A 21,263-nucleotide genomic window follows, 5' to 3' on the forward strand; every position below is an offset into this window, starting at 1 on the left:
GATGAACGTACGGGTGCCGGCGCAGGTACTGGAAAGCCTGTTGATTCCGGTAAGCGCGTTGCTGGCGGCGCTGCTGTTGTTCGGGATTTTCCTGGCATGCCTGGGCAACGATCCTTTGGCGGTCTTCCACTCCATGGTCCGGGGCGGCTTCGGCAGCGCATTCGCCTGGCGCAATACGCTGGAACGGGCGGCGCCGCTGATGCTGACGGCCTTATGCACGGCCTTGCCTGCGCAGTTGGGGCTGATCGTGATCGGCGGCGAAGGGGCATTGGTTGTCGGCGGAGTCAGCGCGGCGCTGGCCGGCGGTCTGGCCTTTGAGGATCAAACTCCCTGGCTGGCGATCGCGGCGATGTTGATTGCCGGTACGGCGGCGGGAGGCGCCTGGATCGGCCTGGTCGGCTGGCTGAAGCATTACCGGGGCATCAACGAAACCATCACCAGCCTGCTGTTCAACTATATTGCGATCGCGCTGATGAATCATCTGGTGACCGGCCCCTGGCGCGATCCCGCGAGTTTGAACAAGCCGTCGACCCGGCCGGTCGGCAGCGCTCACATGCTGGGCGACATGCCGGGCCTCGGCGTGCATTGGGGATTGGCTTTGGCGCTGGCGTTGTGCCTCGTTTGTTATACCGTGTTTCGTCAGACGACGTTCGGATTTGCGGTGCGCATTGCCGGCGGTAATCCGCGCGCCGCCCGGCTTGCCGGTCTTCCGGTCGGGCTGTTGACGCTGATCACCTGTTTTTGGGCCGGCGCTGCGGCCGGGCTGGCCGGCAGCATTGAGGTGGCGGCGATTCAAGGCGCCGCAAATGCGTCGCTGGCCGCGGGCTACGGCTACGCGGGGATTCTGGCCGCTTTTCTGGCGCGGCAGAATCCGCTGGCGGTGATTCCGGTCGCGCTGATCCTGGGCGGCATTTCCGCCAGCGCCGGCCTTTTGCAGCGCAGCCATCATCTGCCCGATGCGGCGGTGCTGATGCTGCAAGGCATTATTTTCATCACGATCCTGTCCAGCGAAACTTGTTACGGACGGCTGCAACCCTGGCTGGACAGCCGGAGGCGGGCATGAACGGGGAAGCTTTGGGCTGGTGGGGCGTGCCGCTGGCCATTCTGGGCGGAGCGATTCGCGCCGGCACGCCGTATTTGTTCGTCAGCCTCGGCGAGTGCTTGACCGAGAAAAGCGGCCGGATCAATCTCGGGCTCGAAGGCAATCTGGTGCTCGGCGCGATGTCGGCTTACGCCGTATCTTATCTGAGCGGTTCGCCCTGGCTCGGCGTATTGGCGGCGGGCGGCACCGGCATGCTGCTGGGGCTTCTGCATGCCTGGCTGTGCAGCTTTCCGAAAGTCAACGATATCGCGGTCGGGATTGCGTTGATGCTGTTCGGGATCGGCGTCGCGTTCTTCTTCGGCAAGCCTTACATCCAGCCGGCCGCGCCGCACCTGCCGGCGCTCGGTTTCGGCGATTGGAGCGCCAGCGCCCAGGTCCGCGCTGCGCTGGAAATTAACGTGCTGTTTCTGATCGGCCTCGGCACTGCGCCGCTGTTGGGCTGGTTTCTGGCCAACACCCGCTGGGGGCTGATGGTGCGGACCGTCGGCGACAGCCGCAATGCCGCCGAGGCGCTCGGCTTTCCGGTCAACCGGGTACGGGCCGCGGCGACCGTGGCCGGCGGCTTTCTGGCCGGCGTCGGCGGAGCATTCCTGTCGCTGTATTATCCCGGCAGCTGGAACGAAGGGCTGTCCAGCGGCCAGGGGTTGATCGCGGTCGCCCTGGTCGTGTTCGCGCGCTGGCAGCCGATGCGCTGCCTGTATGCCTCGCTGCTGTTCGGCGGCGCCGGCGCGCTCGGCCCCGCGCTGCAATCGGTCGGCATCACCGGCGGCTATTACCTGTTCAATGCGGCGCCCTATGTGTTGACGCTGCTGCTGATGGCGGCGACCTGCTCGCCCGAACGCACCCTGTCCGGCATTCCGGGCGAACTTTCCGTTACCAAATGAGAACACGCCATGCCTCGATTCGTTAAAAGCGATCCTTATCCCTATCCTTATAACGGCGACCTCAGGCCGGAGAACACCTGCCTGATCGTGATCGACATGCAGACCGATTTTTGCGGCGAAGGCGGCTACGTCGACAAGATGGGTTACGACCTGTCGCTGACGCGCGCGCCGATCGAGCCGATCAGGCGCGTGCTGAACGTGTGCCGGGAAAAGGGTTTCCACATCATCCATACCCGCGAAGGCCACCGTCCCGATCTTTCCGATCTGCCGGAAAACAAGCGCTGGCGCAGCCGGCAGATCGGCGCCGGCATCGGCGACCAGGGCCCGTGCGGAAGGATCCTGGTGCGCGGCGAGCCGGGCTGGGAAATCATTCCGGAACTGGCGCCCCTGGCCGGCGAACCGGTCATCGACAAGCCGGGCAAAGGGTCTTTTTACGCGACCGACCTGGACCTTTTGCTGAGGCGGCGCGGCATCGACAATCTGATCCTGACCGGCATCACCACCGACGTCTGTGTGCATACCACGATGCGCGACGCGAACGATCGCGGTTACGAATGCCTCTTGCTCAGCGACTGCTGCGGGGCGACCGATTACGGCAACCATCTGGCGGCCCTGAAGATGATCCAGATGCAGGGCGGCGTATTCGGCGCGGTGTCGTCGTCGGCCAATCTGGTCGAGGCGCTGGCATGAACGATCTGGCCGGCTGCGGCTATCCCGGCCATGCTGCCGAGGTATCCCATGCCCGTCCGGCGCTGGAAGCGATCGGGTTGTGCAAACGCTTCGGGCCGCTCCAGGTGCTCGACGAGGTCTCGTTCAAATTGGGGCAGGGCGCCTTCCATGCGCTGCTCGGCGGCAACGGGGCCGGTAAGAGCACGCTGGTCAAATGCGTGATGGGCTACCATGCGGCCGACCGGGGAACGGTGCTGGTCGAAAACCGCGAATGCGCGATCGGGAATCCCCGCGATGCCCATCGGTATGGCCTGGGCATGGTGTACCAGCACTTTACGCTGGTGCCGGAGATGACCGTGCTCGAGAATCTGGTACTGTCGCGTTTGCCGATTCCGGCGATGATCCGGTGGCGGGAGGAAAAACAGCGCCTCGCCGCGTTGATGGAGGAGATGCCGTTCAGTGTGCCGCTCGACAGGAAAGCCGGCGAACTGGCGGCCGGCGAAAAGCAGAAAGTCGAATTGCTCAAGCAGCTCTTCTTGCAGCCCAGGATTTTGATCCTGGACGAGCCGACCTCGGTGTTGACCCCGCAAGAAGCCGACAGTCTTCTCGGCATGCTCAAGAAACGTACCCGGAGCCACAGACTGACCGTACTGATCATTACCCATAAATTCCGCGAAGTGATGGATTTCGCCGATGCGGTTTCGGTGCTGCGCCGGGGCAAACTGGTCTACAGCGGTCCGCTGGCGGGCCAAACGCCGGCCAGGCTGGCCGAGCTGATGACGGGGAGCGAGGAGATCGCCAGGACGGTAACGCGGGAGAAGGTCGAAGAAAAGCCGGTTAGGCTCGAAATCGACCGGTTGGATGTGGCATCCGACCACGGCGCGAGGGCGGTGAAGGAACTGAGCATCAGACTGCGGGGCGGGGAGATCTTCGGAATTGCCGGCGTCTCCGGCAACGGCCAGCAGGAGCTGGTGCAAGCGTTGTCGGGCCAGCGTCGCCCGGACCGGGGCGCAATCCGGATAGACGGTTCGCCTTATGCCGGCACGCGCCGGGAGATGGCGCGCTTCCGTCTCCGCTGCCTGCCCGAGGAGCCCTTGCGAAATGCCTGCGTGCCGAGGATGAGCCTGGCCGAAAATCTGGCGCTGCGCACTTTCGACCGGCCCGGCTTTACCCGCTGGCGCTGGTTCGTCGATGCGAAGGCGCAGAAAACGCAAGCCCGGGAGTTGATCGAGCGCTACCGCGTCCATCCGCCCGAGCCGGAACGTCGGCTCGATACTTTGTCCGGCGGTAACGTTCAGCGGTTGGTGCTGGCGCGGGAGCTGTCGGGCCAGGTCGAGCTGCTGATTGCGGCCAACCCTTGTTTCGGCCTCGATTTCGCCGCCACCGCCGAGGTGCGCCGCCAACTGATGCAGGCCCGCAACCGCGGCGCCGCCGTGCTGCTGGTCAGCGAAGACCTCGACGAATTGCTCGAACTCAGCGACCGGATCGCTGTGATGTTCGAAGGCCGGCTGACTTACGAGTCCTGGACCGCCGAAGCCGATCTCGACACGATCGGGTTGAGGATGGCGGGACATTAGGGACGTTCCGAAAAAGTTTCTTTACCCGCCAGGTATGGTAATCTACACAAGTGGCCCCCGTTGAGGGAGAAGGGTGCCTATCATCCACCGGCCGCGCTTCATCGGCTATGAAAATGGAAGTCGGTTGTTGCAGCAATTTGCGGTTGGGCCGGCGAAGCCAACCCAACACGCTTTCCCCTTTGAAAAAGGAGGGCCAACATACTTCCCCCTTTGAAAAAGAGGGATCGAGGGGGATTTATTTAAAGAATTTATTTGAAAAATCTCCCCTAACCCCTCTTTTTCAAAGAGGGGACTGTAATTATTAGGCAGCCGGCATTGTTGAGCTGCCAAACGGCAGGCAACTCCATCTACGCGGCTGCGGCATAGCCTGAACGCGTAATGAAGCTGAACTTTCGTGTTAATCAGACGCATCTTAATTGTTGGAGGAAAAATTTTGAATTGTGAGCCTGATTTGCTGCTGTCCGGGCTATGCCCGCGGCCGTCGCTTTCTTTCCGCAACGCAGGGCCGGCCTACCCGGCGCGTTGGGCAACGCTAATGCCAATGCAACACAGCGAGGTGCGCCTATGACCGTCCTTCCAAACCGGCCGGACGCTTTTATCCTGTTCGTGAACGGCACGCTGATGCGGGGCCTGGCATTGCACGCCAATCTCGACGGCGCGGCTTTCATCGCCGAAGCTTACACGGCGCCCTGCTACCGCCTGTTTTCGATCGATGACGTGCATCCGGGCATGTACGAAGTGCCCGAAGGCGGCGTTTCGGTGTCAGGCGAACTTTACGAGGTGCCGTGGGATGTGTGGCAACGGGTCGAGGCGGGCGAGCCGCCCCATCTGTACCGCGGCCGGGTGAAGCTGAGCGACGGCAGCGAAGCGTGGGGCATCCTGTTTCCGCAGGCGTCGGTTTTACCCCGCCACCGCGACATTTCCGGCTACGCCGACTGGCGCGCCTATCTAGCCGGCAAGGCATGAGACGGAGGAGACTGCTGCTGGCCGCCGGCCGTCTGCGCTACCCCGAGACCCAAGACCCAAGACCGATTGCGCCCTCGATGATATTAACGACCCAGGACCCATGAATCATTCGCTGCCGAAAACCCCTTTCTCGCTCCCGCCCGAAATATTGCATGACACGCCCGACGGCTGGCTGCCGCTGCGCGACGGCGTCCGTTTCCGCCTGCTGTACCAGGATCCCGGCACCGGGTATAAGGCCGCTCTCGTGCGTTATGAGCCGGGCGCTTCGGTGCCCCGGCACCGCCATGCCGGCGACGAGCATATCTACGTCCTGGCCGGTTCCCAGCAGGACGAGCGGGGACTGTACACGGCAGGAAGCTACCTGTTCAATCCCGAAGGCTCGGAGCATAGCATCATCAGCCAAGAAGGCTGTTTGGTGCTGGCGCATTGGCTGAAGCCGGTGCAGTTTATGGACGAATAAAGATGCTGCGCCAGCGCTGCTATCCGTAAAAATCCGAATTTTATCCGGCATGATCCTCTCGTAGGATGTGCCGACGTCAGGAGGCGCATCAATCGGGAACGATACCCGGCGATGCGCTTGGTTTTTCAGCTTATCCTATGTTCCTTCGGCAGAGCTGTTATTGCTGTTATCCGTAAAAATCCGGATTCGGCCTTAGGTGATTGGAAATGGGTTTGAAATTTCTCTTACAACTACAGGAGGGATATTGTCTCCCCTCACATACGTGCGATTACGCTACGCTAATCGGCACCTACGGTCCTGAGGTACGAAGCCCATCTATCGCGAATGATGGGCTTCCTTCGTCAGCCTATCCTATGGACCTGGGTTTCCGCGAAGCTCCAACCCAGCCTACGGGCTGTATAAAATCGTTAAATTTTAAGAAGCGGTGGAAAAAATAATCTGATGTTTCATGCTATTTTTACACAGCCTGGTCGTTTTCGGTTGTTGATGAACCTTTAAAAAAACCAGTCGGTTAGCTTTTCCTGATGGTCAGAATTAAACCGGAACTTGACGCCGTCATAGAACTCAAAAAAGGGCGGAATCTCAGAGTTACATGAATGGTGAAAGGAGGGCTTATGGAAGCGCAAAATGATCTCAAAAACGCCCTGATTTCCGGAACAATTGTCGGTATTGCCACGGCGATAACCGGTGCCTTATGTGCAGTGGTCGGCCATAGAAATCCCATCACGCCGATGAATGCCGTCAGCCATATCGTCTGGGGTAAAAAAGCGCTATGGCAAGATAAAATCAGTCTTAAATATTCCGGTACGGGCGCGTTGCTTCATTATTTCTCGGCAATTTGGTGGGCTTACATTTACGAGCACTGGCTTGGAAAAGAAGCGGAGAAGCGAGGCATTGCAAAAGGACTGCAAAACGGAGCGGCCGTTTCCGCTATCGCTTATGTCACGGATTATCACTTAATTCCCAAAAGGCTCAGTCCGGGCATCGAAACCCGTCTCCCCAAATATTCGCTTTGGGTAATTTTTGGCACGATCGCATTAACGCTGCCTTTGCGAGGATTGATCGAAAAATATCGACATAAATAAAGAAGGGAGGGCTTTCAATGATTCGATTTATAGAAAAGCGGTGCAGCATAGGCTTCACGGCCTGAGGAAGTAGCGCATTTGGCGCCAGTACCCCTTGATAACGCGATGCCGATGCTTGCGGAGTGGCGGTATCAGTACAGCGAGCGTATCCAAAAACTCCCAGGGAGAAGATAACGAACCGTTTGCCCATCGGGCCGAGGATTAAGCTTAACTCGGACTAATTATCGGAACCGGAAGAGCAAGTCCGGATTCCCACCCATCATCCCCGACGCCTGAAACATCGCCTGACCGCGGCTAACGCCCCTAGCCGGGGGCGGCCTGCCTAAGCCGATTTGGCGTCTTTCTTGAAAAGAAAACCGCGGTTTTTGTGCATGCCGAGATTGATCATCGTCAGCCGCTTGGTGAATTCCTCGCTTTTTTTGATGTGCTCCGTCATGGCGCTTTTGGCGGCTTCCACATCGCGCCGGAGCAGGGACTCGAGAATTTTGTAATGCTCCTCAAAAGTTTTGCAGATCCGGTCCCGGTCGGTGAAATCCAGGCGCCTGACGATGCGTATCCGGTTGTTGATGCCGCCCAGCATTTTCACCAGCATGCGGTTGCCTCCGCCTTCCGCCAGCCGGATGTGAAAGGCTTCGTCGAGATTGGCGATCCGTTCGGCGTCGTCGGGGCTTCCGGTCGCCGGCGCGTTTTTCCAGACCGCGCATAACTGCTCCAGCGCTTCATTCGGCATCTGGCGGCAGGCGGTTTCCAGCGACAGCATTTCCAGATGGATGCGGATCTGGTAATAATCGTTGAGCTCGTCGAAATCCATACCGCGCACGAAACAGCCCTGCTTCGGGCGTATGCTAATCAGTTCTTCGGTTTCCAGGCGCTGCAAGGCTTCCCGGATCGGCGTCCGGCTGACCTTGAAATAGGTCGCCAGTTCGGTTTCGGTCAGCCGGGTGTTCGGCTGGATTTCGAAATTCAGGATCATGCTGCGGAGCTTGATGTAGATGCTCTGCGCCGTTTCACTCTTTACAGTCGTCATTGGAGTTTAAAAGGGCCTGGCAGGCGAAAAACATTTTCCGGCAAGCGGGGGAGGGCCGGCCGGATTCGAAAATTCAAATATGCTCCGAATAAGCCGACCGCTTCCTCGGGCTTGGGAATAAGCGGATTGGTCGGAGCTTTTCCAAATGCCATTATCCGGCAAACCATCCCCGAAAGGTAGGATAACCTCAAAAAACGGCGGGGAAAGCCGGCCTGGGGCTGCCGGCGGAAATTGCGCCGGATTGATGCGGTTTGCACCAGCATTGGTCGGGATTTCCTCAATTTGGCGCAAAGCCTAAAGGAAATGCGCCCATCCTTTTCTAAAGAATAGTTTAAATACAAAGACATAGGTATAGCCGGCAGTATGTCGGGTAATGGCATGTCATTTGCTATTGTTGTATACATGGATGCATTCTTGATGATATCCGCAAATTTTACAAGTTAAATCAGCCATGTCTACCCTTGTCATCGCCGCCGAACCGGAACCCATTATGATTGAGACGGAGAAAACCGCCGTGGTCATCATCGACATGCAGCGCGATTTTCTCGAGCCCGGCGGCTTCGGCGCATCCCTGGGCAACGATGTAGCGCTGTTGTCCCGGGCCGTCGAGCCTTGCAAGAGGCTGTTGGACGCGGTAAGGGCGCAGGGCATGCTGGTCATCCATACGCGCGAAGGCCATCTTCCCGATTTGTCGGACGCTCCTAGAGCCAAGGTCGAGCGGGGCGCGCCGAGCCTGCGCATCGGTCAGCCGGGGCCGATGGGACGCATCCTGATCCGGGGCGAACCGGGTCACGACATCATTCCGGACCTGTATCCCAAGGCCGATGAGCCGGTTATAGACAAGCCCGGCAAGGGCGCATTTTACGCAACCGAACTCCATTCCCTGCTGCAGCGCCATGCGATCGAAAATCTGGTCGTTTGCGGCGTCACCACCGAAGTGTGCGTCCATACGACGGTGCGCGAGGCGAACGACCGCGGCTACCGCTGTCTCGTGCCCGGGGACTGCTGCGGCTCCTACATTCCGGCGTTTCATGACGCGGGCCTCGGGATGATCAAGGCGCAAGGCGGCATTTTCGGCTGGGTCACCGATTCCGCGGCGATCCTGTCGGGCTTGCATAGATAGAGGAAAAAATCGATTCGTTTATCAAATTAACACTAGGAGGCCTTATGAATGCTACCGCCAAAGTTAAGATTTGGACTGCCGGAGACTGGAATGCCTTCTTCGGCTTCGGCACCAATATCCTGGTCAACCTGCTGGTGTTGACCGGGTTGCTGCGTTTCGTACTGAAGATGCCGGACGAGATCGTGTTCGGCAGGATATTGCCGGCCACAGGACTCATGCTGTTCCTGAGCACGGTCTATTATGCCTGGCTGGCCTGGAAGCTGGCGCTCAAGACCGGCCGGAACGATGTCTGCGCGCTGCCGTCGGGCGTCAGCGTGCCGCACATGTTCGTCGTGGTGTTCGTGATCATGCTGCCGATTTCGCTTCGCACCGGCGACCCGGTCAAAGGCTGGGAAGCGGGCCTGACCTGGGTGTTCGTTCAGAGTTTCGTGCTGATGTTAGGCGGTTTTATCGCGCCCTATATCCGTAAGGTGACCCCGCGCGCCGCTCTGCTGGGTACGCTCGCCGGGGTTTCGGTCGCGTTCATTTCGCTCCGGCCGGCGCTCGAAATGTTCATCACGCCGGTGCTGGGCGTGGTGTGCTTTGCGATCATTTTGGCCGGCTGGTTTGGCGGGGTCCGTTATTTCAAAGGCATTCCGGCCGGATTGATCGCGATCGCGGTAGGCACGGCGGTGGCCTGGACTTCAACCGGGATGGGCTTGAATTATGGCGGCATGAGCCTCGGCAATGTCGCTGGCGCGCTGGCTAATTTCGGTTTCTCGCTGCCGCTGCCGGCCTTCGGCCATGTATTTTCCGGCTTCGAGTTTCTGGGCGTGATCCTGGTGACCGCGATCCCGTTCGGCATTTACGACCTGGTCGAGGCAATGGACAATGTCGAAAGCGCGGCAGCGGGCGGAGACCATTATCCGACCACGCGCGTGTTGACCGCCGACGGCGTGATCAGCCTGGTCGGCTGCATGATGGGCAATCCGTTCATCAACGCGGTGTACATCGGCCATCCCGGCTGGAAATCGATGGGCGGACGCATCGGCTACTCGGCCGCGACCGGCGTGACCGTGCTGGTTTTGTCCTGGCTCGGGATTATTGCGCTGATCGCGTCGCTGATCCCGGTCGTCGCCATTTCGCCGATCCTGCTCTACATCGGCATGCTGATCGGCGCGCAGGCCTTTCAGGAGACGCCCAAAAGCCATGCGCCGGCGATCGTGCTGGCGCTGATGCCGCACCTGGCCGCCTGGGGCAAGCTGCAGATCGACAACGCGCTGGCGGCGGCCGGCACCAGCGCCGCGGCGGTCGGGCTGGACAAGCTCGGCGACGCCGGGGTGCTCTATCACGGGCTGGAAGTGCTCGGCGGCGGCGCCATTCTGGGCGGTTTGATTCTGGGCGCCACCGCTTCTTTCATTATCGAGCGGGATCTGCCGAAGGCGGCCGCGTTCGCGCTGGTGGGCGCGATGTGCAGTTTTGTCGGCCTGATCCACGGAGAGGCGATCGGGTTCGGCAAATCGATGCCGGTCGCCTTCAGCTATCTTGCCGTGGCGGGCATCCTGCTGATTTCGGCGAAATACGCCAAATGCGCCGACGAAGAAGAACCGGAGAAGGAAGTAGCCTTGATCGGCGAAGCGGTTGTTTCGTAGTGTGTCTTCATATTGTATGCGGGAGGCGAATTCGTCCGTTCCGGGTGCATTGAGAGCGAGTGAATTCGTCCGATTTCGGCGAGCCGGAGAAAACTCGGTTAGGATATGGCTAAAAATAACTTCCCGATATGCCGCCTGATCGATTCCACGCGCGGTGCGTGGTATGAGAGCCCCCCTCGTAGGGCGATAACAGTGTAAGGACGTTCTTTAAATACAACCACCAGTTGTCCTTAACGGCCATAAAAATCGGCGTTTACGCCGTCATATAAAAATGTATTTTCATGTTAGAACGATGCGTAGGGAAGATAAGCGGCAGCGCATCCACCAATTCAGGAGCCTATCTCCAAACCGTCCCCGCTAGTACACCGTAGGATGTGCCGACGCAGGAGGCGCATCAAGGAATGCCTAGGGGGGCGGTCTCGCCTGGTTTTGATGCGCTTCACTGCGTTCAGCACATCCTACGTTCCTCCGCTTGGAACCCTTCCGTTATTTCTTCAGCACCATCGCCACCGCCGCCGCGCGCGTCGCGACGCCGAGCTTCTCGAAAATATGCTCGAGATGCTTGTTGATCGTGCGGGGGCTGCTGTTCAGGATCAGGCCCACCTCCTTATTGGTTTTGCCGCGCGAAATCCACATCAGGATTTCGGCTTCGCGCGGGGTCAGCTTCATGCTCGCGCGCAACGCTTCCAGATCCCAGGTCGGGGACGCCTTTTGCAGCAGAAATAGATACTCGTCCGGCTGGTGGCAGAGCACCATCCGGGCGGAATGGCCGTGTTCCGACTCAAACGGCGCCGCGTTTTCGGGAGTCTCCCGGAGCGGTCCGGTCAGGATGTGAACGAACCACTCGTAAAGCGGGGACGGAATACGGGATCCGGTCGCGGCGGAGGCATCGGAAGAGGCCGGCGTCGCCATCGCGTTCAGCCACTCCTGGGCAGGCGGCGTCAGCCATTGGATCACGCCGGCACTGTCGGCGGTCAGCGCGGAAAACCGGCCGTGCTGCAGGGCATGCCGGGCGCGCTGGATGGTGCGGGTCTGCGCGAGGTGCACTTCGATTCGGGCCAGCACTTCCGGCGGACGGATGGGCTTGACGATATAATCCAGCGCGCCTTCGCCGAAACCGCGCAGCAGAAAATCCAGTTCGCCGAGGCCGGTCATGAACAAGATCGGAATGTCGGCCGTATCGGGATTCGCTTTGATTTGCCGGCAGGTCGCGAAGCCGTCGATGCCCGGCATCAGCACATCCAGCAGAATGATGTCCGGCAACAGGTACTGCATTTGCTCCAACGCCGAATAGCCGTCGGTTGCGACCAGTACCCGGTAGTTGGCTTCCGACAGCGTATCGGAGAGCAGCGCCAGGTTGCCGGGCGTATCATCCACGATCATCACCGTGCCGTTACTCGGCAGATTGCCTAGCGTCATTGAGGCCTACTCGCAGGAAAGAAGTACAAAAGCTGAAGTGTCGGCATGGTCATCTCAGGGCAGCGGCGGATGATCGGGCAACGGCGTCTGCAGCAGTTTCTTGATTTCGGCAATCCGGAATTCGCCGGCCAGCTGTTTGACTTTGGCAAAAAACGCCTGGTATTCGGGATATTCCCGGTCGAGCTGTTTGAGCTGCCGGGTCAAGCCAAGCAAATCGCCGATCCGGACGGAGCCCGTCAGCAAATCGATGATCTCCGCCGGCGGGCGGGCGACGGCAGCCGCAGAAGCCGGCGCGCCGCCCGGGTTCCATTCCTTCACGATCCAGGTCAGGTTCAGATGCAGTTTCAGTTTGTAATAAAGTTCCTTGACTTGAATCGGCTTGGCCAGAAAGTCGTTGCAGCCGGCATTGAGCGCGGCGAGGCGGTCGTCGGGATAGGCATTCGCGCTGAGCACGACGATCGGGTGGGGATAGCCCTGCCGCCTGAGGCGTACGGCCGTTTCGGCGCCGCCGATGCCGGGCATCGACAAATCCAGCAGGATCAGGTCGGGGCTGTCCTCGCCGGCTTTGAGTAGACATTCTTCGCCGGAATCGGCTTCGGTTAGATAAAAGCCCAGCGGCTCCAGCAGCACCATCAACAGTTGCCGGTGGTCGATCTGGTCGTCGACGATCAACAATTTGAGCCGGCGGCCATGATAACCTGTGATATCGGTTTCGAGTAGGTCGGCCGGCGCGCTGAGGCTCGGCAGCCACAGCCGCACCGAAAATTGCGAGCCTTGCCCCGGCGTACTTTTGACGGTCAGTTCGCCGCCCATGATTTCGGCCAGAATCTTGCTGATCGTCAGTCCCAGCCCGCTGCCGGACGAGACCTTGCCGCCCGGCGCGTTCAAACGCGTAAACGGTTCGAAAATATTCTGCAGATGCGCTTCCTCGATGCCGATCCCGGTATCGGTGATGTGAAAGGTCGCGACGCCGCCGCTGTAGCCGATTTTGAAGATGATTTCCCCTTCTTCGGTAAACTTGACCGCGTTGCTCAAAAGATTGATCAAAATTTGGCCGATGCGCCGTTCGTCACCGCGGATGCAGTGGGGCAGGGTGTTGGCGATATGGCAGCGGAAAGTCAGGCCTTTGTCGGTTGCCTGTTCGCGGAAAATCTGTACCAGATGATCGATGAAGACCGGAAAATTGACCGGGCGGTATTTGAGCTCGAACTTGCGCGCCTCGATGCGGGCGATGTCGAGAATGTCTTCGATCAGGGCCGATAAGTGTTCGCTGCTGCGTTTCAGCGTTTTGACCGCCTGCTGCCGGTGCTCGGGGATCGAGGGGTCGTTTTCGAGGATATGCGCATAGCCGATGATGCTGTTCAGAGGGGTACGGATTTCGTGGCTCATGTTGCTCAGGAAGCGGCTTTTCGCGATGTTCGCCGAATCGGCCAGGGACAGGGCCTGCTGAAGTTTGGCATCGGTTTGTTTGTGTTTTTCGATTTCGGTCAGCAGGGTTTGCGTCTGTTTCGCGGTTTCCTCATGCGCGATGCGCCGGCTTTCGTCGTTCAGAATCAGCCACCAGGTACAAAGGCCGATAAACACCAGCAGTGCCGTATAGGTTTTGACGAAATTTTCGAGCAGCAGCCGGAAGGTCGCGACGTGATGCGCGGCCGCCATCAGGTCCTGGTAATAAATGATGCCGATGAAAATGCCGCTCAGCGCGGAGAGCAACAGAAACGGCAGCGCAAAGCGCAGGAGGCGCAGCCGCATTTCGATCGGCCAGCGGGCCGGCAGCAACCGCCGCGCGAGCCAATGCAGGTAGTCTTCGAGCGTGGCGCCCGGCTTGCAGGCGTCGAAGCAGCGCGCATCGAGCGTGCAGCAGAGCGAACAAATGCTGCCCGCGTAGGCCGGGCAGTAGGCAATGTCTTCATGCTCGAATTCGTTGGCGCAGATCGAGCATGTATTGTGCAGTTTCCGATTCCGGATCAAGCGGTCGCGGGCGAGGTAACGTTTGGAACCGTACAGCCAGGCAATTGCCGGTACCAGCACGAAGGTCAGCGCCAGCGCGATGAATGCGGAAAACGCCTGCGGCAATTCCCCGAACAGCCCCACATAGGCCAGGATCGAAATCGCCGATGCCGCCAGCGTCGAGACGATCCCGACCGGATTCAGGTCGGGCAGGTAAGCGCGCTTGAACTCGATGGCCTTCGGGCTCAGCCCCAGCGGCTTGTTGATCATCAGCTCGGCCGCGACCGCGCTGATCCAGGCGATCGACATATGCGAGAACAGGCCGAGGATTTTTTCGAGCGCGCCGAACACGCCGAATTCCATCAACAGCAGCGCGATCATCACGTTGAACAGCAGCCAGATCACCCGGCCGGGGTGCGTATGGGTGAGCCGGGAAAAAAAGTTCGACCAGGCCAAAGAGCCCGCATAAGCGTTGGTCACGTTGATCTTGATCTGGCTCAGCGCCACGAACAAGGTGGTGACGGCCAGCGCGAGGCGGGGATCGCCGATCATTTCCCGGTAGGCGATCAGGTACATTTGCGTGGGTTCGTGGGCATGTTCGGGCGCAATGCCGTGCCGGACCGCCAGGTGCGCGAGCAAAGCCCCGGCCAGCTGTCTGGCCATCCCGAACACCATCCAGCCGGGGCCGGCCGTAATCGTTGCGATCCACCAGCGGACCCGGTTGTCTTTTTTCTTCTCGGGCATGAAGCGCAGAAAATCGACCTGTTCGCCGATTTGCGCGATCATCGAAAACGCGATCGTGGTCGCCGCCCCGTAGGCCAGCCAGTCGAAGCCTTCGAAACTGCCGGCGATGCCGAAATAAGCGGTCAGCGTCAATACCGCCTCCGGCTCGTGCCGGAGCAGGCCGATGTAGGGCGCGATCAACAGCAGCAGCCAGACCGGCTGCGTCCACAGCTGCAGCCGGCTGATCGTGGTGATCCCGAAGGTGACCAAAGGAATCACGATCACCGCGCTGATCACATGGGCCAGGGCCAGCGGAATCTCCAGATACAGCTGTAGGGCCTGCGACATGATCGAGGCTTCGAGCGCGAACAGGGTAAAGGTAAACGAGGCATAGATCAGCGAAGTCAGGGTCGATCCGATGTAGCCGAAGCCGGCGCTGCGCGTCAAAAGATCGATGTCGATGTTGTAGCGGGCGGCGTAATAGCTGATCGGAAAGCTGATCATGAAAATGATCGCCGCGACCGAGACGATCGCCCAGCAGGCATTGGTAAAGCCGAAATTGATCGCCAAAAAGCCGCCGATGGCCTCTAGCACCAGGAATGAGGTCGAACCGAAGGCGGTATTGGCGACCTGCCATTCCGACCATTTCCGGAACGACCGGGGCGCGAAGCGCAAGGCGTAATCTTCCAGCGTTTCGTTCGCGACCCAGGCATTGTAGTCGCGGCGAATCTTGGAGATGTTTTGGTAGATGACGCTGGCCATAGTGATTGCGGATCCCGGCAAAAAACCGAAGCATAACGTTTAATCGGCGTTTGATAAAGCGGCCCGGCGTATTGCCGGAGCCGTAGGGTACGCTGCGCGTACCGATGCGGAAGCAAGTGCCGGGGTTAACCTTCAATGCCATTAAGTTAAGCCGTCATTCCGGCAATCCCTGCCGAGATGACGGCTTAACTTAATGGCATTGAATTAACCTTTCAAGGTACGCGCAGCGTACCCTACGACTCGAAGCATAAAGCGTTTAGCGGTGTCCGGAACGCGGCCGATTCCGTAGGCCGGTTAGGCGTCGCGTACCGTTGCCCCCGAGCCGACCGGCGGACAGGGGGGATTATCTAGCCTGTTGACGGAGAGCCGGCGCCGCTTACAAGCGTTCGTGGCCGAATTTCAGAATGACCGGCGTGCCCTGGTTGTGGATGATCACTTTTTTCCGCGTTTCCTCGCTGTTTTTGAAATTGCCCGGGGACTCGCCGGTACTGTTTTTGGGCGACGCAGGTTCGTTTTTGATTTCTACGCGGATGTTCGGCATCCACCGCGGCCGTTTAACGGAAACGGAACCGTCCGGAGCGGGAGCGTCCGCTTCGTCCAGCGCCAGGTTTTCCAAAAGCTCGTAACAGGCCCCGCTGATGTATTCGGCCAGCGTGCCGGCGATTTTGTTTTTGTCCTTCATCGATCGGAGAGCGTTCGCGCTGAACTCCACCGCCTCTTTGGCGGTTTCCTTCGGGTTCCGCTTTGCGGTCAAGGTACACTCGATCGTGATGACGTCGGCTTTTTGAAAATCCTCCGCGCGCGGGTCGGAGTTTCCGATGCTGAAAGAAAATCCGGCCGGCGTATCCTGGTGTTCGATTCGGCTGAGATGCGCATGGAGGGTATGGCTGAAGGTTTTTTCGGCCGCCTTATGTACCGGAAAATCGGCGTCGGCCAGATTTTTCGCGATTTGCGCGGCGATTGACGATGGGCTCAAGCCAACGCCGAACTGATCCAGGTTGTCGTCATCGAGCGTGAATTCGATATTGCGTACCGAGGCCTTGTCGATCTTCGCCGTCTCGCCCGCCGAAGCGCATTGGGCACCGGCCAGCCAATACCCCGCCAATAAAAAAAGGATCTGCCAGAGGCAGGGTCGAACGCGATTCTTCATAAGTTGAATGCCTGTTGCCGTTTCCGTCACTATAGAAAAAGCCCCCGAAATCCGCCATACGTCATTTGACTGATCAGTCAGATGACGCATTGTGCAAAAAGTGCGTGCGCCGAATAATCGCCCCCAGCCTGATCCAACGGCTGCATCCGCAGTTCCTGATGCGCAAGTCACATTCAAGCTTTTTCATTTCTGGGGGATTTAAACATGAGCGATTCTAGCAAAAAATCGGCAGGCAGGCGGCGCGTTGCCGTCTGGTCGGCGTTTGGGCTGGCCATGGCGGCGGCTGCCGGCCATGTGCCGGCGGCGCTGGCCGGGGCGACTTTCAAAATCGACGATACCAAATGGGTCAGCGTCGGTGCGGGTCTCAGAACCAGCTTCGGGGCCTCGGAAGATACCGCGGGCAGGCCGGGCGGCGAAAAATGGGCGACCGACTTCAACCTGAACAACCTGCGTCTCTACATGAACGCGCAGCTGCACAAGTACATCAAGCTCGAATTCAACACCGAATGCGCGAACTGCTTCGAAGGCGGCGGCGAGATGCGCATCCTGGACGGCATCGCCAAGTTCGAGTTCAACGACTATGCCAACGTCTGGGCCGGCCGCCAGTTGGTGCCGGAAGGCCGCATCGAGATGAACGGGCCTTTCTACAGCGCGACTTTCGAGCCGTTCAAGACGCCGTTCGAACCCTCCGACTCTTCGATTGCCCATTACTTGCCGGGTCCGGACGCCGGCACCTTCGGCCGCGACGAGGGCGTCAACATCTGGGGGGCGGCATTCGACGGCCACTTGAAATACGTTTTCGGCGCCTTTGAAGGGCTGAATCACGGTTCCGGTACGGCGAATGCGGACGGCAACCTGCTTTACGCGACCCGTATCGCCTACAACATCCTGAATGTGGAAAAGGCGCCCGGCTATTACACCGGCGGCACCGCTTACGGGGCCGACGGCGACGTGTTGACGGTGGCCGGCTTCGGCCAATATCAGGAGGACGGCACCGGCAGTTTCGAGCATCCCGGTAATGTCCTGCTGGTGGGGGGCGATGCGAAGTTCGAAAAGGTGTTCGGCAATGGCGGCGTTCTGACCGCGAACGGCGAATACAAGCATTTCGGAATCAGCTATTCAAACGGCACGCCGCTTCCCGGGGATACCAATAACTTTACCGTCGGCGGCGGCGCCGGCGGCCTTGCGCGGGGCTTCGAGGGCGATGCCGTCACCGGCAACCTGCTGTACCTGATTCCGGCCAAAATAGGGATCGGCCAGTTCCAGCCTTATGTGATGTATACCGAGGTCATGTCCGAAGGCGGCATGGATCAAAGCGAGTACGAAGGCGGCGTCAACTACATCATCGACGGCCACAACGCCCGCATTTCGCTGCTCTGGCAAGGCGGCGACCTGTCCGGCGGAGGCGGCATCTGGAACCCCACCGCCAACGGCAATTTCGTGAACGCGATCAAGCTCGGCGTTCAGCTCCAAATTTAACTCAGCATCCACACCAAGTTAAGGAATTCATGTATGTTTAAGAACATTTCAAAAAAATTCGGCACGAAAAAGCTGTTGGCCTTTACGGCCGCCGCGGCGATGACCTTCGCCTCGGGCGCCCGCGCCGAAGACACGATCAAGGTCGGCATCCTGCACTCGCTGTCCGGCACGATGGCGATCAGCGAAACCACGCTGAAGGATACGATGCAGATGCTGATCGACGAGCAGAACAAGAAGGGCGGCCTGCTCGGCAAGAAGCTGGAAGCGGTGGTCGTCGATCCGGCCTCGAACTGGCCGCTGTTCGCGGAAAAGGCGCGCGAGCTGCTGACCAAGGATAAAGTCGCCGCGATCTTCGGCTGCTGGACCTCGGTATCGCGGAAATCGGTGCTGCCGGTGATCGAAGAGCTGAACGGCATCCTGTTCTATCCGGTGCAGTACGAAGGCGAGGAATCGTCCAAGAACGTATTTTACACCGGCGCGGCGCCGAATCAGCAGGCGATACCGGCGGTCGACTACCTGATGAACGACCTGAAGGTCAAGCGCTGGGTGCTGGCCGGAACCGACTACGTCTATCCGCGCACGACCAACAAGATTCTCGAAGCCTACCTGAAAGCGAAAGGCGTTTCGAAGAAAGACATCATGATCAACTACACCCCATTCGGCCATTCCGACTGGCAGAGCATCGTCGCGGACATCAAGAAATTCGGCTCGGCCGGCAAGAAAACCGCGGTGGTCTCGACGATCAACGGCGATGCGAACGTGCCGTTCTATAAGGAGCTCGGCAACCAGGGGGTTTCGGCCGAGGACATTCCGGTCGTCGCGTTTTCGGTCGGCGAGGAAGAATTGTCCGGTATCGACACCAAGCCGTTGGTCGGCCACTTGGCGGCATGGAACTATTTCATGAGCGTCGATACGACCAAGAACGCGGCATTCATCGACCAATGGAAGAAGTTCATCAAGAACGACAAGCGGGTCACCAACGATCCGATGGAAGCGCACTACATTGGCTTCAACATGTGGGTGAAGGCGGTCGAAAAGGCCGGCACGACCGATCCGGATGCGGTGCAAAAAGCGATCATCGGTGTCGAGTTCCCGAACCTGACCGGCGGTACGGCCAAAATGTTGCCTAACCACCACATCAGCAAACCGGTGCTGATCGGCGAAATTCAGGACAACGGCCAGTTCCTGACCGTCTGGCAGACCAACAAGGTCGTGGATGGGGATGCCTGGTCCGACTATCTGCCCGAAAGCAAGCCGATCATCGCGGACTGGACGCCGCCGATCAGCTGCGGCAATTACAACACCAAGACCAAGAAATGCTCGGGGCAGAATTACAAATAACTTCCCCGCTGATCGTTTCCATGCAGCGGGTCACTTGCCATTAAATTAAGGAAAAGCTCGTCATTCCGGCAGGGATTGCCGGACGACTGCCTGGATGCAGGAGGTAGGGCAACGCAGGGAGTAGTTGCCGAATCCAGTTGCCAAGAATGGCAAGCTTTAAGACATCCCTGTACTCTGGATCCCGGCAATCCCTGCCGGGATGACGGCTTGGCTTAATTGCAGTGACGCAGAGCATGGGAACGATCGAAATTGAATATTTCGGGACACCAGATGATTATCAAAACCTATAGCACGATCATCGGCCTGACGATTGCGCTGCTGTTGCCGATCGGCAGCGCGCGCGCCGAACAGCCGGGCATCCGGGACGCCTATGCCGAAGCGGTCGCGAAAGTCGGCCGGGGCTCCATGGCCGAACGCGAACAAGGCATTGCGGCGCTGGCCGAAGCGGGCAATCCGCGCAGCCTGGACATTTTGCGCGCCTTGCTGGACGGTCGGCTGTATCAGGAAAAATCGACCGGCGCGCTGGTGATCGCGGAAAAAAACGCCGGGCGCTTCAAGATCGAAGAGGCTTCGAACGGCGCCGATCTGGGATTCGCCGAAGCGGAAGCGATCGGCCGGATCAATATCACGAACAGGATTCGCGGCGAACTGCGCAAGCTGATCGGCCAGTTGGGCCTTGGCGCAGAAGACGCTTCGGCGCGTCTGGCGGCGGTTCGCGAAATGACGAAGGATCCGGATCAGAAAACGCTGGAGCTTCTGCAGAAACGCAGCGCCGTCGAAACCGACCAGCGCGTCAAACGGGCGATCGACCTGATCTTTCTGGTCCGCGACCTCGACAGCGGCGATAAAACGGCTCGCATTCGGGCGCTCAAGGCACTGCAGGATTACGACAGCCAGGAGGTCGTGAACAAATTGAACGCGATGCTGGAGCCCGACGGCGAAGGCGGATACGCGGAAGCCGACGCGGATATCCGCAATCAGGCCAAAATCACCCTGCACGCGATCGATACGCGGATCGGCTTATATCATGCGGCCGAAACGGTGTTCTTCGGCCTGAGCCTCGGCGCGGTGCTGGTGCTCGCGGCGATCGGGCTGGCGATCACCTTCGGGGTGATGGGCGTGATCAACATGGCGCACGGCGAACTGATGATGCTCGGCGCCTATACCACTTATGTGATTCAGCAACTGCTGCCGGACAGCCTGGGCTTGTCGATCTTTCTCGCGATTCCGGCGGCCTTTTTGATTTCCGCGCTGGCAGGGCTGGCGATCGAGCGCGGCCTGATCCGCTTCCTGTACGGACGCCCGCTCGAAACCCTGCTGGCGACTTTCGGGGTTAGCCTGATCCTGCAACAGGGCGTCCGCTCGATCTTCTCGCCCTTGAACCGTAGCGTCGCGACGCCTTCCTGGATGAGCGGCTCCTGGCAGATCAACGATTTCCTGTCGCTGACCTGGAACCGCTTTTATATCCTGATTTTCTGCCTGCTGGTGTTTACGGCCCTGCTGCAGATCCTGAAGCGTACCCGGCTCGGCCTGGAAGTGCGGGCGGTCGCGCAAAACCGCCGGATGGCGAAGGCGATGGGTATCCCGACCGACCGGGTCGATGCGATGACTTTCGCGCTCGGTTCCGGGATCGCCGGAGTTGCCGGGGTCGCCTTGAGCCAGATCACCAATGTCGGACCGAATCTGGGCCAAGCCTATATCGTCGATTCGTTCATGGTCGTGGTGTTCGGCGGCGTCGGCAATCTGTTCGGAACGCTGGTCGCGGGTTTTTCGTTAGGGATCGCGAACAAGTTTCTGGAGCCTTATGCCGGCGCGGTGCTCGCGAAAATCCTGGTGCTGGTGTTCATCATTCTTTTCATTCAAAAGCGCCCGCGCGGACTGTTTCCGCAAAAGGGCCGGGCAGCGGAGGCTTAAA

16 protein-coding genes are annotated in these 21,263 nt (G+C 59.4%); 12 read left to right on the forward strand and 4 right to left on the reverse strand.

All coding sequences use genetic code 11. From position 1 onward, the window contains the following. Position 1 precedes the first annotated feature (1 nt). The 7 genes from JJL52_RS07000 to JJL52_RS07030 all read left to right on the forward strand — a co-directional run bounded on the left by JJL52_RS07000 (position 2) and on the right by JJL52_RS07030 (position 6,743). A complete protein-coding gene (locus JJL52_RS07000; RefSeq protein WP_202051853.1) occupies positions 2-1,063 on the forward strand; it encodes an ABC transporter permease in 1,062 nt (353 codons plus the stop codon). Further along, positions 1,060-1,986 (forward strand): ABC transporter permease, encoded by a 927-nt coding sequence (locus tag JJL52_RS07005; RefSeq protein WP_202051691.1) that lies wholly within the window; start codon positions 1,060-1,062, stop codon positions 1,984-1,986. The genes JJL52_RS07000 and JJL52_RS07005 overlap by 4 nt, the downstream gene beginning before the upstream one ends. A gap of 9 nt (positions 1,987-1,995) precedes the next feature. Beyond that, positions 1,996-2,676, forward strand: a complete 681-nt coding sequence (biuH, locus tag JJL52_RS07010) for a biuret amidohydrolase (RefSeq protein WP_202051692.1) — start codon at positions 1,996-1,998, stop codon at positions 2,674-2,676. After that, the gene (locus JJL52_RS07015; protein WP_202051693.1) at positions 2,673-4,232 is read left to right on the forward strand and encodes an ABC transporter ATP-binding protein; all 1,560 of its coding nucleotides are present in this window, start codon (positions 2,673-2,675) and stop codon (positions 4,230-4,232) included. Before biuH ends, JJL52_RS07015 begins: the two co-directional genes overlap by 4 nt. Positions 4,233-4,796: 564 nt before the next feature. Then, positions 4,797-5,198 carry an allophanate hydrolase-related protein gene (locus JJL52_RS07020; protein WP_202051694.1) on the forward strand — a complete coding sequence of 134 codons (402 nt, stop codon included), beginning with the start codon at positions 4,797-4,799 and terminating at the stop codon, positions 5,196-5,198. A gap of 100 nt (positions 5,199-5,298) precedes the next feature. Then, positions 5,299-5,658: a cupin domain-containing protein gene (locus tag JJL52_RS07025; RefSeq protein ID WP_202051695.1), complete on the forward strand. Its 360-nt coding sequence runs from the start codon at positions 5,299-5,301 to the stop codon at positions 5,656-5,658. A gap of 614 nt (positions 5,659-6,272) precedes the next feature. Next, entirely contained in the window at positions 6,273-6,743 is a 471-nt protein-coding gene (locus JJL52_RS07030) for a hypothetical protein (protein WP_202051696.1), read from the forward strand. 322 nt (positions 6,744-7,065) lie between these two features. On the opposite strand, the gene JJL52_RS07035 is transcribed toward JJL52_RS07030, so the two are convergent. Continuing rightward, on the reverse strand, positions 7,066-7,770 hold the full coding sequence (locus tag JJL52_RS07035) for a GntR family transcriptional regulator (RefSeq protein ID WP_202051697.1): 705 nt from the start codon (positions 7,768-7,770) through the stop codon (positions 7,066-7,068). A gap of 451 nt (positions 7,771-8,221) precedes the next feature. Here JJL52_RS07035 and JJL52_RS07040 point away from each other — a divergent pair, with 451 nt between their 5' ends. Continuing rightward, positions 8,222-8,893 (forward strand): cysteine hydrolase family protein, encoded by a 672-nt coding sequence (locus JJL52_RS07040; protein ID WP_202051698.1) that lies wholly within the window; start codon positions 8,222-8,224, stop codon positions 8,891-8,893. A 44-nt stretch (positions 8,894-8,937) separates the two neighbouring features. After that, a complete protein-coding gene (locus tag JJL52_RS07045; RefSeq protein ID WP_236994111.1) occupies positions 8,938-10,524 on the forward strand; it encodes a regulator in 1,587 nt (528 codons plus the stop codon). 486 nt (positions 10,525-11,010) lie between these two features. Here JJL52_RS07045 and JJL52_RS07050 read toward each other — a convergent pair whose 3' ends face one another. The 3 genes from JJL52_RS07050 to JJL52_RS07060 form a co-directional block, all read right to left on the reverse strand. After that, positions 11,011-11,943, reverse strand: a complete 933-nt coding sequence (locus tag JJL52_RS07050; RefSeq protein WP_202051699.1) for a response regulator transcription factor — start codon at positions 11,941-11,943, stop codon at positions 11,011-11,013. A gap of 54 nt (positions 11,944-11,997) precedes the next feature. Further along, positions 11,998-15,378: an ATP-binding protein gene (locus tag JJL52_RS07055; protein ID WP_202051700.1), complete on the reverse strand. Its 3,381-nt coding sequence runs from the start codon at positions 15,376-15,378 to the stop codon at positions 11,998-12,000. Positions 15,379-15,754: 376 nt separating this feature from the next. Continuing rightward, the gene (locus tag JJL52_RS07060) at positions 15,755-16,528 is read right to left on the reverse strand and encodes a hypothetical protein (protein ID WP_202051701.1); all 774 of its coding nucleotides are present in this window, start codon (positions 16,526-16,528) and stop codon (positions 15,755-15,757) included. Positions 16,529-16,732: 204 nt separating this feature from the next. On the opposite strand from JJL52_RS07060, the gene JJL52_RS07065 reads away from it, so the two are divergent. The 3 genes from JJL52_RS07065 to urtB all read left to right on the forward strand — a co-directional run bounded on the left by JJL52_RS07065 (position 16,733) and on the right by urtB (position 21,262). Next, positions 16,733-18,007 (forward strand): hypothetical protein, encoded by a 1,275-nt coding sequence (locus JJL52_RS07065; RefSeq protein ID WP_202051702.1) that lies wholly within the window; start codon positions 16,733-16,735, stop codon positions 18,005-18,007. Positions 18,008-18,040: 33 nt separating this feature from the next. After that, positions 18,041-19,348 carry an urea ABC transporter substrate-binding protein gene (gene urtA, locus JJL52_RS07070; RefSeq protein ID WP_202051703.1) on the forward strand — a complete coding sequence of 436 codons (1,308 nt, stop codon included), beginning with the start codon at positions 18,041-18,043 and terminating at the stop codon, positions 19,346-19,348. Between the two features lie 270 nt (positions 19,349-19,618). Continuing rightward, positions 19,619-21,262 carry an urea ABC transporter permease subunit UrtB gene (urtB, locus tag JJL52_RS07075; RefSeq protein ID WP_202051704.1) on the forward strand — a complete coding sequence of 548 codons (1,644 nt, stop codon included), beginning with the start codon at positions 19,619-19,621 and terminating at the stop codon, positions 21,260-21,262. Position 21,263: the final 1 nt, after the last annotated feature.

Origin of the sequence: Candidatus Methylomicrobium oryzae, assembly GCF_016745425.1 — a bacterium.
GTDB classification, from domain to species: domain Bacteria; phylum Pseudomonadota; class Gammaproteobacteria; order Methylococcales; family Methylomonadaceae; genus Methylomicrobium; species Methylomicrobium oryzae.